This window comes from Streptomyces fractus, from assembly GCF_049844455.1.
In the GTDB taxonomy this organism is placed as follows: Bacteria; Actinomycetota; Actinomycetes; order Streptomycetales; family Streptomycetaceae; genus Streptomyces; species Streptomyces fractus.
Genome location: NZ_JBMYHI010000002.1, coordinates 1392054 through 1406064 on the forward strand (window position 1 = coordinate 1392054; position 14011 = coordinate 1406064).

A 14011-nucleotide genomic window follows, 5' to 3' on the forward strand; every position below is an offset into this window, starting at 1 on the left:
TCCGACTTGTTCGGTTCCGGCGGTCAGGCCGCGGTGAGGCCGATGAGTCCGGCGAGGCGGGTGCGGTTCTGGTCCGCCGTGCCGAACAGCACCTCGCTGCTTCGGGCGCGCCGTACGTACAGGTGGGCCGGGTGTTCCCAGGTGAAGCCGATGCCGCCGTGCAGCTGCACGTACTCGGCCGTCGCCAGGCGGAACGTCTCGGAGCAGACCGTGGCGGCGGCGCTGGCGGCCATCGGGAGTTGCTGCGAGCCCGTGGCGACGCAGGCACTCGCGTACGCGGACGCCGAGCGCGCCGCTTCGAGGGCGACCAGGACGTCGGCGAGCCGATGCTTGACCGCCTGGAACGAGCCGATGGGCCGCCCGAACTGCCGCCGCTGCGCGACGAATTCGACGGTGGCGTCCAGGGCGTGGCCGCTGCCGCCGACCTGCTCGGCCGCGAGCGCGGCCCGCCCGACGTCGAGGGTCGCCGATACGTCGCCGGGCCCGCCGGAATCGCCGACAGGCGTGGCGGGCGCGCCGCGAAATTCGAGGAGGGCCTGCCGGCGTGCCTCGTCCAGGACGCGGCGCGGGGTGCGTACGACAACGTCCTCACTCGGCCGCTCGCAGGCGAACACCCTTGGCCCGTCCGGAGTTTGGGCCCGTACGAGGATCAGGTCGGCGCCCGCCCCGTCGAGCACGAAGTCGGTGGCGCCGCGCAGCGACCAGCCCGTCCCGGAGCGCTCGGCCTCGACCGTGGCGGGCCGGGTGTCGTCGTGGAATCCGGTCACCGTCGCCGTCAGCGTGCCGTCCGCGATCCGCGGCAGGTGGCGCTCGCAGGCCTGCCGGTCCCCGCTGTCGAGGAGGGCGTGCGCCGCGAGGACCACCGTCGGCAGCAGCGGCGCGGAGCACAGGGCACGGCCCGACTCCTCCAGTGCGACGGCGAGTTCGGCGAAGGTGAAACCGGACCCGCCGTACTCCTCGGGGATCGCGAGGCCGTGCACGCCGATCTCCCCCGCGAGCCGCGCCCACAGTGTCTCGTCGTACCCGCGCGGCGTGGCCAGGTGCTTGCGTACATCGTCGTGGCCGCTGGCTTCAGTGAAGAACTCCCGTAGAACAGTGCGCAGTTGGCTCTGCTCCTCGGTTTCGGACAGCAGCTGGGGGTCGATCTCGGGGTGGCGGGTGTGCATGGGATCTCCGGATCTCCATCGGCGTGGGCGGAAGGGGCTTGACAGGCACCTGAGGGGGCGTCAGAGGCCAGAGGCAGTCGCGGACGTCAGTGGGTGCCGGGGCCTGTGCCGCGCGGGACGTTCCTGGTGACCGACTCCGGGAGGTCCAGGCCCGGGTCGATCGAGACCGTCTTGGTGAGCAGGTACTCCTGGACGGCGTCGGGCCCGTGCTCGCGGCCGATGCCGGACTTCTTGAACCCGCCGAAGGGCGAGCCGAGGTCGGCGGCGAAGGTGTTGACCGAGAACGTGCCGGTGCGCACACGCCGCGCGATCTCGAACCCATGGGCCGCGTCCGCGGTGAACACCGAGCCCGCGAGGCCGAGTTGACTGTCGTTGGCGATGCGTACGGCGTCGTCCTCGCCCTGGTGCGGGATGAGAGAAGCGACGGGGCCGAAGGTCTCCTCGCGCGAGAGCGTCATGTCGTTGTGCGCGTCGGTGACGAGCGTCGGCTCGTAGTACCAGCCGCGGTCCAGGTGGGGTGGGCGACGGCCGCCGTACGCGATCGTCGCGCCCTCCTTGCGTGCCGTGTCGACGTACGACGCGACCCGGTCGCGGTGGCGTGCGGTGATCAGCGGTCCGACCGCCGTGTCCGCTTCCCTCGGGTCGCCGACCTTGAGGGAGGCGAAGGCGCCGGCCAACGCCTCGGCGTAGGCGCGGTATTGGGACTGCGGCACCAGGAGACGGGTCTGGGCGACGCAGCTCTGCCCGGCGTTCGTGCCGACGCTCGCCCCGACCAGCGTCGGGATCACGTCGTCCGGGTTCGCGTCCTCCAGGACGATGGCCGCCGACTTGCCGCCCAGTTCGAGTACGCACGGCCGGATCAGTTCACCGCACGCCGCCGCGATCCTGGTGCCGACGTCGACCGAGCCGGTGAAGCTGACCATGTCGACGCCCGGGTGGCGGACGAGGTGGTCGGACTCCGGGGCCCGCGCCGCGACGATGTTGAGGACGCCGGGCGGCAGGCCGATCTCCTCGCAGATCTCGCCGATGACGAAGGTCGCGAGGGGGTTGGGTTCGGTGACCTTGATGATGACCGTGCAGCCCGCGATCAGCGCGGGACCCGCCTTCTGACCGATCGCGGGCAGCGCGAAGTTGTAGGCCGGGAAGCAGGCGACCACGCCGACGGGTTCCTTGACGACCACGCTGGACCCGGCCATCGGGATGATGCCGCCGCCGGCCGACTTGCCCGCGTACGCGGAGAGGTCGCTGACGCGGACTTCTTCGGTCCGGAGGCCGCGGCCGACCTCGGCCGCGTAGTTGAGGCTCATGACGGGTGACACCGTCTGGTAGACCTGCGACAGGAGGAGCGTGCAACCGAGTTCTTCGGTGATCAGGTCGGCGAGTTCGGCCTGCCGCCGCTCGATGCCCTCGGCGAGCCGGGCGAGGTAATCGGCCCGCTCCACGGGAGTCAGCCGGGGCCACTCCCCCTCGTCGAACGCGCGGCGTGCCGCGTCGACCGCCATGTCGATGTCGTGCCGCGTCGCCGCGGGGACGCTTCCGATGCGCTGCTCGGAACGCGGGGAGATGACGTCGAAGTGGTCGGTGCCGGTGGCCTTCCGCCAAGCCCCGTCGATGAAGAAGGCGTTGTGGTCGATATGACCGATGTGGTCAGTTCCTGTTGCGCTCATGCTGCTTCTCCATTGGCGAGATCGGCGGCGGTCCCCGCAGCCGTGAGGCCGAAGACGAGCGCCGAGGCGATGCCGCCCGCGTACGCGCGGTGCCACAGGCCGCCCGTGTCCGAACCCGCGGCGAGCAGCCCGCCGATCGGCCGACCGTCCTCGCCCAGGACCCGCGCCCGGTCGTCGATGCGTACGCCGTGGAACGGAAACGTGATGGCGGGCACGGTCTCCACGACGTAGTACGGGGGCTCGTCCAGTGCCGCGCCGTCCAGATCCCTGCCCGGTGTCGGTTGCAGTCCCTGTCCCACCTGTTCGTTAAAGCGCCGGACGGCATCGCGCACGGCGCCCGCCGGATACCCCCACTCATCGGGGAGGTACGCGAGTTCGTCGAGGTCCTCGGCGAGGCCGACGCGTCCGCCGCGCTTGCTCGCGAGGGCGAACTTGTCGACGGCCACGGCGCCTTCGACGTAACTGCCGACGATCCAGTCGCGGAAGACCCGCGCGTCGGCGATGAGCAGGCCACGGCTCTCGGGCTGGTCGAGGAGCGCCATGGCGGTCAGGTGGTCGCCCCGCGTCTCGTCGACGAAGCGTTCGCCGCGCAGATTCAGCAGCAGGGCGTGCTCGCTGTAGTAGAGCGACATGTCGACGAAGTCCGCCGGGTCGGCGAAGGGGATGCCGCTGGGGATGAGGTGGCCGTAGAAACCGGCGTCGTCGTGCCCGGTGGCCGCGCCCGCCTCGACGGCCAGCCGGTAACCGGCCCCGCGGCTGTGCGGGTTGGAGCGGAGCTCCATCCGGCCGGCGTGGGGGTGCACGTGGGCGGTCCGGAGTGCGGGGTCGCCCTGGAAGCCGCCGGTCGCGACGAGCGTGGCACGGGCCCGTACGTGCCTGGGGGCGCCGTCGGCCGTACGCAGTTCGGCACCGACGACGGCGCCCCGCTCAAGGATCAGCCGCTCGGTGACGGTCCTGAGCAGGAGTTCACCGCCGCCTTCGATGATGATCCGGCGGCAGGTGTCGACGTAGTGGTTGGTGTCGAACTGGTGGCCGCGGCCGAAGCTGAGGATGCGTTGCGCGTCCTTGGCCTCGACCCCGGTGGAGCGGATCCAGTCGATCCCGTCGTCGAACCGGTCCACTAGGGCGCGCTTGAGGGACGCGTCCCCGTGTGGGTTGTGCCGGTCCATGACCTCGTGACTCGGGGCCGTCCACGCGTAGCCGGCGTACCGGGCGGAGCCGCCGATGTCGCCACCGGCCTCGACGATCAGTACCGAAAGTCCGCCGCGGACGGCGCGGGCACCGGCCGTGAGACCGGCCATTCCCGCGCCGATGATCAGCAGATCGACGCCTTCCGCGCCCATGCGGCCCTCCTTGCAATCCCTGGAATCCCTGAGATCCCTGCAATCCCTGAACTCTTCGACATGGCGAACGTGGGACATTGCGGTCCTGAGGTCTGAAAGTCCTGCGGTCCTGAGGTCTCGCAACGCGCCGTCCCCAGCAAAACCGAATCCACTTCAGGAAACAAGCGGTTGGACGCGGATCATTGAACATGCGGCGTCACGACCCCCTCAGGCGGCCGTGAACCGGCCCCCGTTGGCGAGCAGCACCGCGCCGACCAGGTTCGCCGCGGCGTCGCTCGCCAGGAACAACGCGATGTCGGCGATCTCCTCGGGCGTCGCGTAGGGACGCACCCGCGGGTCGGCGAAGCCGGCGCGCAGCACCTCGGGGGTGCGCGCCGCCATGCCCGTCTCCGTCGGTCCCGGCGCGACGGCGTTGACCCGGATCCCGGACGCGATGACCTCCTTGGCCACGGCCTGGGTCAGCGCGTGCGCACCGGCCTTGGAGGCGGCGTAGTGCGGATAGCCGACGGGCGTGTCGAACACCGAAGAGGAGCCGACCACCACGATCGCCCCGGCCCCGACGGGCCGCATGACCCGCACCGCGGCGCGCAGGACATGGAAGGTGCCGTCGAGGTTCACCCGCATCACGCGCCGCCAGGACGCGTCGTCGAGGGAGTCGGTCACCTCCACCGGCCGCCCGGCGACCTGCGCGTCCGCGATCCGCTGCTTGACCTGCGGGTCGTCGACTCCGGCCGCGTGCACCAGGACGTCGAGCCGCCCGAAGCGGCGCACCACGTCCGCTACCGCCTCGTCGACGGCGGCCGCGTCCGCCACATCGAGCGTACGGGCATGGACTCTCCTATGATGCGCAAGTCGATGGGGGTGGGCTGTCGGCTCTGTTGAGATGGCGGTAGATCTGGCGTGCGAGATAGCGCTTTAGGCTCCGCCGAATCTCCTTGCTGGTGCGGCCTTCAGCGGTCCGGCGTTCGACGTATGCGCGGGTGTCGGAGTCGTGGATCATGCGGCTGACTGTGGCCATGTGCAGGGCTCGGTTCAGGCGTCTGTCTCCACCGCGGTTGAGTCGGTGGCGCACGGTGTTCCCCGAGGAGGCAGGGATCGGGTTCACGCCGGCCAGGCAGGCGAAGGCGGCTTCGGAACGCACCCGCCCGTGGTGGGACCAGGCCGTCATCACGACAGCTGCGGTGACGGGCCCGATCCCGGGTTTGTCCAGCAGCCCCGCGGCCGGCGTTGCCCGCACCAACGCTGTCATCGACTTCACGTTGGCGCTCAGTTCCTCGTCGAGGGCGACGATGCGCTTGGCCAGGCGCATGGCTTCCGCCCGAGCAGCCATCGCTGCGACAGGCTCTTCGCGGGTGCGCCAGCGGGAGATTTCGAGAATTTGCCGACCGTTTAGTGCCCGACGCCCATCGATGCCGAGGTCCACGGCCCGGACCAATGCGTTCAGCGCGTTGACGTGCGCGGTCCGCTCGTCAGTCATCTGGTCTCTGGCAGTCACCAGAACGCGTAACGCGGCGCGTTCTCCCTCGTCGGCGCGAGGGTGGCGCAGCTCGTGCTCCTCGAGCGGGAGCGCGGCCTCGGCCATGCGCCGTGCGTCGATCGGGTCGGACTTGCCCTTGCCGCGATGTACCCCCATCCGAGGTGCTTCGATGACCTGGTAGCCGGCGTCGGCGACGGTGCGGGCGAACTGAGCGCCGTAGGTCGCGATGCATTCCATGACCCATAGTGCGGTGAGGTCGCCGCCGGTGCGGCGAGCGGCCCAGGCAACCGCCCGGGTCATGCCGGATCTGCTGGTGGGAAACTCGGCCGTATCGAGCAGTTCGCCGGTCGGGGCGGCCAGGACGACCAGGACATGGTTGCGGGCGTGGGTGTCTACGCCGATGACGTACGGGTGGCTGTGCGCGACGATCGTCACGGTGGTCGGGTGCCTTTCCCTCCGGGGACCAACGGTTCGGCCGCTGACGGCCGGCGTCGGTCTGGGTGAGAGTCACTCCGGGCCAGGACTGTGACGGGCCACGCCGTGAACGGCGGGCAATCTCCTGATCAGGACACCGAGGTGGGCCAGAGCGGCGTCGGCTCCCACCACGTCGGACAAGTCCATGCGAAGGCACCTTCTGAGGGCCACCGTTGACAAGAGTCACGACACGGCGGGACGACCGACACCACCCTGGCAGCCGATCCCAGACCGGCCACCCCGAGTCTCACAACCCGTTGACAGTTCGCTGGCGACCGCGGCCGCGCCGTCACCGTTCACGTCCGCGAGAACGACGGCCCGCGCCCCTTCGGCGACCGCCTGTCGGGCGACGGCCGCCCCCATGCCGGATCCGGCACCCGTCACCAGCGCCACCTTGCCCGCGAACCGCTCCACATCCGCACCCACTCGCGTACTCATCCGGATCCTCCCTCACCACACGACCCATCTACTGAACTGACTTCATATCTGTTAGCGTCCCGAGGACGGTGCTGGCAAGACTTTGGACGGTGATCGTGAAAGCGCTGCGGCTGACGACATGGGGAGAATCCCCGATACCCACCGAGGTCGAGCGCCCCGTCCCACGCGGCGGCGAAGTCCTCGTCCGGGTCGAAGCCACCGGCCTGTGCCACTCCGATCTGCACGTGATCGACAGCGCCCCTGGCGTCCTCCCCTACCGGCTCCCGTTCACCCTCGGCCACGAGGTCGCCGGGCAGGTCGCCGCCATGGGACCCGACGCCGACGCCAACACCGACACCGACGGCATCTCGGTCGGTGAACGCGTCGTGCTGTACGGGCCGTTGGGCTGCGGCGACTGCGGCCGTTGCGCCCAGGGCATGGACAACTACTGCGACCGGCGCGACTCCCTGTCCTGGCACGGGGTGGGCCTCGGCCGGGACGGCGGCATGGCCGCGTACGTCCTCGTGCCGTCCGCCCGCCGCCTCGTACCGATCGGCGACGTACCGGCCGACCAGGCGGCACCGCTCTCGGACGCGGGCCTGACCTCGTACCACGCCGTGGCCGGACTCAAGCCGGCGCTCGGGGAGGGCAGCAGCACCGTCGTCATCGGCGTCGGAGGGCTCGGCCATCTCGCGGTGCAGATCCTCCGCGCGACGACGTCGAGCCGGGTCCTCGCGGTCGACGTACGCAAGGACGCCCTGGCGCTCGCGCACCGCTGCGGCGCGGACTTCGGCACGCTCGTCGGGGCGGACACCGAGCACGTGCTGCGGGCACTGTCCGGCGGTTCGGGTGTGGACGCCGTGCTCGACTTCGTCGGCACCGACAAGTCGATGAAGCTGGCCACCGGCGTCCTGCGCCCGGGCGGCGAACTCGCCGTCGTCGGCAGCGGCGGCGGCCGTCTCACGGTCGCCAAGCCCGGCATCCTGCCACCGGGTTTCCGGCTCTCCCTGCCGTTCTGGGGCACCCGGCCCGAGCTCGCCGAGGTCGTCGCCCTGGCACGCTCGGGTGCACTCCGGGTCGAGACGGAACAGTTCCCCCTGTCCGCCGCGGCGGAGGCGTTCGACCGGCTGCGAAAGGGCCAGGTGCGCGGCCGGGCCGTGCTCGTACCGGACTGACACCTACAACCATCCGCCTCCTCCACTCCAAACAGAATGGAACGCAGCATGCGCTTCAGCGGCAAGGTCGCCATCGTCACCGGCGGAACCCGGGGCATGGGCGCCTCACACGTACGCGGCCTCGTGGCGGAAGGCGCGCGGGTCGCCATCTGCGACGTACTGGACGACGAGGGCAAGGCCCTGGCCGAGGAGTTGCCCGGCGCCGAATACCACCACCTCGATGTCACCGACGAGGCGGCCTGGCGGTCGGTGGTACGTGATGTCGAGGACACGCTGGGCCCCGTGGACGTCCTCGTCAACAACGCCGGGATCATCCACTTCGGCGGCGTGGAGCAGCAGTCGCCCGAGCACTTCCGCCGGATCGTCGACGTCAACCTGACGGGCACCTTCCTCGGCATGCACACCGTCCTGCCCGGCATGCGGAGCCGCGGGCGCGGGGCCGTCGTCAACATCTCCTCGGCGGCCGGGCTCATGGGCTTCGCCGACGGCATCGGCTACGTCGCGAGCAAGTGGGGGATCCGGGGCATGACCAAGGCCGCCGCCCTGGACATGGCGGGCACCGGCGTACGCGTCAACTCCGTGCACCCGGGCGTCATCCGGACGGCGATGGGCGAAGGCGCCGCGTCCGAACTGTTCGCGCATCAGCCGGTGCCGCGTATCGGGGAGCCGGAGGAGGTCACCAGCATGGTGCTGTTCCTCGCCGGTGACAACGCGTCCTTCACCACCGGCGGCGAGTTCCTCGTCGACGGCGGCCAGACCATCGGCCACGTCGGGCGGGCCCACGGGTCGGCCGAGTAGCGGCGGTGAGGTGACCGCCGCACGGTGTGGCGGTCACCTTGCCCGACGGCCCGTCAGACGTCCTTGCGGACCGTGAGCAGGGCCCCGATCCCGATCACGCAGACCAGCATCACGAAGAAGGCCGGGGAGTGCAGATTCCCGGTCCGCTGGACCAGCGTCGCCGCGATGTACGGGGCCGTTCCGCCCGCGAGAACGGTGCCCACGTTGTAGCCGATCGCCATGCCGGTGTAGCGGACCCGGCGTTCGAAGAGGCGCGGCCACAGGCTGGCCGCCGGGACCTGCACGATGGCGCTGCTGAGCATGAACACCACGTACGCCACCGCGGCCAGGGCGAAGCTGTGCCGGCCCATCAGCACCATCGCGGGGTACGCGGTCACCAGGAACCCGAGGAGACCGACCAGCAGGATGCGTCGGCAGCCGAACCGGTCCGAGAGCCAGCCGGCCGGCACCATCATCAGCACGGTGACGAGCACGACGCCCGACGTCAGCCAGAGCACCTGCGTGGAGTCGTACCCCAGGTCGGTGGACAGGTAGATGCCGATGTACGTCAACCCGAGGAAGATGGCGCCGCCTTGGGCCATGGAGAGGCCGATGGACTGCAACAGCGCCGCGCGGTGCGTGGACAGCACCTCGCGGACCGGAGCAGCCGGAATGTCCGCACGCTGCGCGGCCTCCGCGAACTCCGGAGTGTCCTCGATCCGCAGCCTGGCCCACAGGCAGAGCAGGGTGAGCGGCACGGCGAGGAGGAAAGGCAGCCGCCAGCCCCAACCCGACATCTGGTCCTCGGTGGTGAACGCGGAAATCGCCGCGGCCGTGGCCGCGGCGAGCATGAACCCGATGTTGGACCCGATGGGCGTGACGGCCCCGAGGAACGCTCTGCGCTTCGGCGGCGCCGACTCGTAGACATAGGTGTAGGCGCCGACCGACTCGCCGCCCGAGGAGATGCCCTGCGCGAGCCGGGTGAGGAAGAGCAGCACGGCGGCCGCCACGCCGATCTGGTCGTAGGTGGGCAGGAGCCCGGTGATGCTGCTGGCGACGCCCATCCCGAGGACCGAGTAGACCAGCGCCTTGCGCCGGCCCCAACGGTCGCCGAGCCACCCGAAGAAGATCCCGCCGAGCGGCCGCACCAGCAGTCCGGTGGCGAACACGCCGAGCGCGGCGAGGACCGAGGCGGCCGGGTCGTCGCCGGGGAAGAACTGCGGCGCGATCACCACCGCGAGATAGCCGTAGACGCTGAAGTCGTAGTACTCGATCAGGGTTCCGATACCACCGGCGAGCATCGCCCGCCGCACCGTCCGCGGCTCGTACCGCACCGCCTCCGGCGCACCTGCGTCCGTCTGCGGCTCGGTCCCCGGCTCCGGCCGTGGTTCAGCGGGCTGCTGGGTGACTCTCATGACCGACTCTCCCTCCTACGCGGCACGGTCCGGTACCTGCCGATGGGTCGCGACGGTACCGAACTGAACTCAGTCCATCTAGGGTTCGCGCAAGAGGTTTCTCCTGAAGCGCGCCAAGGGAGCTCTTTGATCACACTTGCGAGGGGTAGGTGAATTGGATTCGGTTCTCTAGAGATGGACCCTCTCTCCTCGCGCCCCAGGAGGGCTTCCGCCCAACTGAGCCCGGGCTCGCTGTCCAACGCGTCACGCCCCTCGCCCCGCCCTTGCGGTCGCGGAGGGCAGGGGCAGGGCGAGGACCAGCTGTTGTGTCAGCGCACGTGGACGGCTCCGGTGTGGACGTTCAGCGTGTAGTGGTGTCCGTGGACGCGGGCCGCACGTCGTGGGTCTTGCCGGTCTGGCTCTTGTAGTGCTTCTTGTGGTGCGCGTCCTTCTTCGAGTGCTGCGGCACATCCTGCTCGCTGTGCCAGCCGCCGGGGTGCACCACTCCGGCGAAGCCGTTCGCCTGGTTGAGCACGTAGGTGTAACCGTGCACGCGCTGGGTCTTGTGAGCGGAGTCGAGCGCCGCGATCCGCACACCGTGCTTGGTGATCCAGGCCTGGTACGTGCCGTTCGGCAGCTTGGTGACGTGCGCGCTGCTGCCGTCACTGAGCGGCAGCGTCTGCGTACGGCCCGCCTTGTCGCCGTGCTGGGCGACGGAGGTGGTGGCGGTGGAACTGGGTGCGGGCTGAGTGGACCGCGGAGCGGCTTCGGCTGTGGCCGCGACGGCGGTCACAGCGCCGAGGCCCAGAACGGCGGATGCCAGAGTCGTGCGGACAATACGAGAGGTCTGCATGCGCCGACCCCTTTCCATGAGTCGACCGAGTCGAACGGGTTGATTGGTCTTCCGCGTCGTGTTGACCGCGTACTCATGAAGCTAGGGGGGACACATCAAGGCATTCCGTACGAAATATCACAGAAATATGACAACGCCGCCGATCCGCATAGATCGGGACCAAAGACCCATCCGCGGCAGGGCCTCCGCCCCGACCGGGCGGAGTCAACCCGCCCCTGGCTCCGGGGCCCCCGGCGGCGGCTGCCCATTGCCGAGGAGCGTGTTCGTGGTTCCACTCATGTCCCCTCCCCGGCAGATTGATGCCCGTGGAGTCGGTGAACGGCACGTCGGCGAGGCCCAGCTCGCAATGCCTGCGCAACGCCTCCGAGGTCCTGCCGGAGCACGCCGCGCCCATCACATGCTGGACGTGGCACCCCCGCTGAACACTCACGCGACCGCGTGCTGAAACACCTCCGCTCGTCAGACGGAGACTCACTCACACCGCCGGCTCCAGGGCGGCGACGCATACACCATGCTTGGTGAGCCATGTCCGAAGCGATGGAGGATCGATGGGCGCACGGTGGCCGGAGAAGTTTCGGCAGCACATGGCAGGCGAGGCGTGCCCGATGTGCGGTAACGACTTCGACGCCGAGGACATCGGCTGGGGTTTGTTGATCCGCAAAGGCACCGTCAGCAACGCGTACCTGTGGCGGTCGGGCATCATCCGCGGCTACCTCGTGGTCATCTTCACGGCGCGTCACGCGGCCGAGCCCACACAGATGACGCCGGAGGAAGCGGCCGCGTTCTGGCGCGAGACCCTCGAAGCCGGACGCGCGGTTGAACGCCTATATCGCCCGCTCAAACTCAACTATCAACTCCTGGGCAACAGCATTCCCCACGCCCACTTCCACGTCATTCCCCGACGGGGCGAGGCCGACGATCCCGCGGCCGGCGAGCCCTTGCCGTTCGCCGTCCTCGATCCACCGCTTCGCCAGGACGAGAGCACCCTTCAGATGGACGCCCGTGAGCTGCGGACGCTCCTGGGGGATTGCTGACTACGAGTTCATGTGCCGGGGCACTCCGCGGGCCTCGGGACCGTCCGTCGCGTGCATCCGCGATGGATGAGCGCGTACATGATCCGGACGAGCAACGGACGGCATGAAGTTTCCTGCGGGACAGTCCCGTCCACAGTGAGCGGTCCTGGCACGCCGTTCCATCGAGCCCCGCGGGACCGGACGGGCTACTGACTCCGGCCTTGTCGTGGACTACGACCCAGGGCGGGACGACGTGGAGCGGGACCTCGCCGACGGCCTGTTGCACAAAGGCTTCAAGGAGACGGCGGCGTACAACGCGGTGGCGACGGGCCGCAAGACGCTGGCCATCGGCCGTAAGGGGGCCGGGAAGAGCGCCATCTGCAGGCGACTCGCCTCGCAGCCCGCACAGGGTGGGGACTGCGAGCTGGTCACCGCCGCCGATATCGCGGGCAAGGAACTCCTCGGCTTCGAACTGGCAGGCCTGTCGGGAGACCATACGAAGTCCTTGCTGTTGGCTGTGCCAAGCGTGCCGCCTCCGATGCGGCCGCGGTGTTGCGGGGATCCAACTCGGCTAGCCTCGCCCGCACTTCATGGCGGCGAGGATGACCGGACAGGACGCCGGGAAGGTCACGACCATCCCCGGCGCACAGGCTGATCACGTTCAGCGGCCCGGCAGGGGCATCGTTCAGGGCAGCCCGGATCTGCGATTGAACGGTCCGCAGCCTCCTCGCCATCCAAAAGTTCGCTACGTCGTACTTGTCATGCCAGGAGCTCAAGTCCATTTCCGCACCCCACGGCGGGCCACAAGCCGTCGACGATCCCGAACTCGAGCCCAGACGCCCTCAGCCACGCGCCGCCGTGCGCCGGAAGCGGGACCGTTCGTGGCGTGTCCGTTCCACGAGGTCGGCCGACGCTTGCGGCCAGGATCCGTGGTCGAAGGTGAAACCGGCGTCGCGCAAGCGCCCGGGTTCCACCCGGCGGCTCTTCAGGAGGAGTTCGGTGTCGGAGCGGAGGGCGAAGGCGCCGATCTCGGCCATCCACCGCGTCGCGGGCAGACCGGCCGGCATGCCGCAAGCGGCGCGCAGCGCGCGCATGAACTCCCGTTGCGGCAGCGGGCCGGGGGCTGCGAGATTGACCGGCCCGCTCATGTCGTCGCGGCCGATGAGGAACTCCACCGCGCGGACGAAGTCACGGTCGTGGATCCAGGACACGTACTGCGCGCCGCCCGCGACCGGTCCGCCGAGGCCCAGTCGCGCCAGCCACAGCAGGTAGTCGAAGACGCCACCGCGGTCGGGGCTCATCACCATCGCCGACCGGAGGGCCACCTTGCGCGTGTGCGGGGTCTCGGCCCGCTCCTGCTCGCGCTCCCAGTTCTTGGCGATCTCGACGCTGTAGGCCCAGTAGCCGGGGACACCGGGCTCCGCTCCGCCGAACACGCCGGTCGCCTCGTCGTTCGGGGCGTCGAAACGGTGGGCGTAGATGGTGGCGGTGCTCATCTGGAGCCAGACGCGGGGCGGCTTCCGGGCGGCGGCGATCGCCTGGCCCACGACGCGTGCGGAGTCCACGCGCGAGTCCATCATGGCGCGGAGGTTGTCGTCGGTGTAGCGGCAACTGACGCTACGGCCCGCAAGATTGACCACGACGTCGCTGCCGTCGACCGCCTCCGTCCACGGGCCGAGCGTCCGGCCGTCCCACTGGACTTCGCCGTCCCGCTCGGGGTGTCTGGTCAAGACGACAACCTCGTGGCCCTCATCGGTCAGCGCCCGCCGCAGTACACCACCCACCTGACCGGTCCCGCCGGGCAGCACAATCTTCACGGGCCTCTCCCTGACATCCGACGTCGCACGGCAGAACCAAACCAGCGTACGACCCGCCCGGGTTTGGGATTCAGAGCCGCACCCCTCGAGGCCCTGCGCGCCTGCCGAGGACGCCGTGACGCTCACGCCGGCGGTGGGCGCCACCGATCGCGCCGATCACGTCCGCGACGGCCGCGCCGACATTGCCCTGCTGTACGCGCCGTTCGACGACATGACCGGCCGGGACCACGAGAGGACGTGTCGCGATCCTGCCGCCGGGCCACCGGCTCGCCGCTCGCTCGGAGGTCACTCTCGCCGACCTCGCCCAGGAGTAGGCCTACACGTGACCGGGCTCGCCCATGTGCAGCGCGGCACCGCGCTCGGGCCGCCGGGCGATCAGGGGGCGACGTCGGCGAGTTCGGACAGGGTCGCCCGGTGCAACTCGCCCTGCCGGGAGGC

Annotated in this window: 14 protein-coding genes; 4 read left to right on the plus strand and 10 right to left on the minus strand. The window is 70.1% G+C overall.

Annotated features, from left to right (window positions below):
* Positions 1-23 precede the first annotated feature (23 nt).
* The 6 genes from ACP4E5_RS08360 to ACP4E5_RS08385 all read right to left on the minus strand — a co-directional run bounded on the left by ACP4E5_RS08360 (position 24) and on the right by ACP4E5_RS08385 (position 6565).
* On the minus strand, positions 24-1166 hold the full coding sequence (locus ACP4E5_RS08360) for an acyl-CoA dehydrogenase family protein (RefSeq protein ID WP_425826489.1): 1143 nt from the start codon (positions 1164-1166) through the stop codon (positions 24-26).
* 86 nt (positions 1167-1252) lie between these two features.
* Positions 1253-2833, minus strand: coding sequence for an aldehyde dehydrogenase (locus tag ACP4E5_RS08365; RefSeq protein ID WP_425826491.1), 1581 nt, complete (start codon positions 2831-2833; stop codon positions 1253-1255).
* Complete coding sequence (locus ACP4E5_RS08370) at positions 2830-4176, minus strand: FAD-dependent oxidoreductase (RefSeq protein ID WP_425826493.1); 1347 nt, start codon at positions 4174-4176, stop codon at positions 2830-2832. The genes ACP4E5_RS08365 and ACP4E5_RS08370 overlap by 4 nt, the downstream gene beginning before the upstream one ends.
* A gap of 207 nt (positions 4177-4383) precedes the next feature.
* Positions 4384-4989 carry an SDR family NAD(P)-dependent oxidoreductase gene (locus ACP4E5_RS08375; protein ID WP_425826495.1) on the minus strand — a complete coding sequence of 202 codons (606 nt, stop codon included), beginning with the start codon at positions 4987-4989 and terminating at the stop codon, positions 4384-4386.
* Between the two features lie 25 nt (positions 4990-5014).
* On the minus strand, positions 5015-6088 hold the full coding sequence (locus tag ACP4E5_RS08380; protein WP_425824813.1) for an IS110 family RNA-guided transposase: 1074 nt from the start codon (positions 6086-6088) through the stop codon (positions 5015-5017).
* Positions 6089-6310: 222 nt separating this feature from the next.
* On the minus strand, positions 6311-6565 hold the full coding sequence (locus ACP4E5_RS08385; RefSeq protein WP_425826497.1) for an SDR family NAD(P)-dependent oxidoreductase: 255 nt from the start codon (positions 6563-6565) through the stop codon (positions 6311-6313).
* 89 nt (positions 6566-6654) lie between these two features.
* Here ACP4E5_RS08385 and ACP4E5_RS08390 point away from each other — a divergent pair, with 89 nt between their 5' ends.
* On the plus strand, positions 6655-7719 hold the full coding sequence (locus tag ACP4E5_RS08390; RefSeq protein WP_425826499.1) for an NAD(P)-dependent alcohol dehydrogenase: 1065 nt from the start codon (positions 6655-6657) through the stop codon (positions 7717-7719).
* A gap of 48 nt (positions 7720-7767) precedes the next feature.
* The gene (locus ACP4E5_RS08395; RefSeq protein ID WP_425841144.1) at positions 7768-8517 is read left to right on the plus strand and encodes an SDR family oxidoreductase; all 750 of its coding nucleotides are present in this window, start codon (positions 7768-7770) and stop codon (positions 8515-8517) included.
* Positions 8518-8570: 53 nt separating this feature from the next.
* Here ACP4E5_RS08395 and ACP4E5_RS08400 read toward each other — a convergent pair whose 3' ends face one another.
* A complete protein-coding gene (locus ACP4E5_RS08400; RefSeq protein WP_425826501.1) occupies positions 8571-9911 on the minus strand; it encodes an MFS transporter in 1341 nt (446 codons plus the stop codon).
* Between the two features lie 340 nt (positions 9912-10251).
* Positions 10252-10743, minus strand: a complete 492-nt coding sequence (locus ACP4E5_RS08405) for a hypothetical protein (RefSeq protein ID WP_425826503.1) — start codon at positions 10741-10743, stop codon at positions 10252-10254.
* 584 nt (positions 10744-11327) lie between these two features.
* On the opposite strand from ACP4E5_RS08405, the gene ACP4E5_RS08410 reads away from it, so the two are divergent.
* Positions 11328-11777 carry an HIT family protein gene (locus ACP4E5_RS08410; protein ID WP_425826505.1) on the plus strand — a complete coding sequence of 150 codons (450 nt, stop codon included), beginning with the start codon at positions 11328-11330 and terminating at the stop codon, positions 11775-11777.
* Between the two features lie 205 nt (positions 11778-11982).
* Complete coding sequence (locus ACP4E5_RS08415) at positions 11983-12411, plus strand: hypothetical protein (RefSeq protein ID WP_425826507.1); 429 nt, start codon at positions 11983-11985, stop codon at positions 12409-12411.
* 187 nt (positions 12412-12598) lie between these two features.
* Here the strand turns inward: ACP4E5_RS08415 and ACP4E5_RS08420 are convergent, their stop codons facing one another.
* Together ACP4E5_RS08420 and ACP4E5_RS08425 are read right to left on the minus strand one after the other, a co-directional pair.
* Entirely contained in the window at positions 12599-13573 is a 975-nt protein-coding gene (locus ACP4E5_RS08420) for a TIGR01777 family oxidoreductase (protein ID WP_425826509.1), read from the minus strand.
* 70 nt (positions 13574-13643) lie between these two features.
* Positions 13644-13862, minus strand: a complete 219-nt coding sequence (locus ACP4E5_RS08425) for a hypothetical protein (RefSeq protein ID WP_425826511.1) — start codon at positions 13860-13862, stop codon at positions 13644-13646.
* Positions 13863-14011 lie beyond the last annotated feature (149 nt).

Coding starts and splice junctions, on each gene's coding strand:
- ACP4E5_RS08365 (WP_425826491.1), bottom strand. CDS start 2,833: ATGAGCGCAACAGGAACTGACCACATCGGTCATATCGACCACAACGCC.
- ACP4E5_RS08395 (WP_425841144.1), top strand. CDS start 7,768: ATGCGCTTCAGCGGCAAGGTCGCCATCGTCACCGGCGGAACCCGGGGC.
- ACP4E5_RS08405 (WP_425826503.1), bottom strand. CDS start 10,743: ATGCAGACCTCTCGTATTGTCCGCACGACTCTGGCATCCGCCGTTCTG.
- ACP4E5_RS08410 (WP_425826505.1), top strand. CDS start 11,328: ATGGCAGGCGAGGCGTGCCCGATGTGCGGTAACGACTTCGACGCCGAG.
- ACP4E5_RS08385 (WP_425826497.1), bottom strand. CDS start 6,565: ATGAGTACGCGAGTGGGTGCGGATGTGGAGCGGTTCGCGGGCAAGGTG.
- ACP4E5_RS08400 (WP_425826501.1), bottom strand. CDS start 9,911: ATGAGAGTCACCCAGCAGCCCGCTGAACCACGGCCGGAGCCGGGGACC.
- ACP4E5_RS08360 (WP_425826489.1), bottom strand. CDS start 1,166: ATGCACACCCGCCACCCCGAGATCGACCCCCAGCTGCTGTCCGAAACC.
- ACP4E5_RS08370 (WP_425826493.1), bottom strand. CDS start 4,176: ATGGGCGCGGAAGGCGTCGATCTGCTGATCATCGGCGCGGGAATGGCC.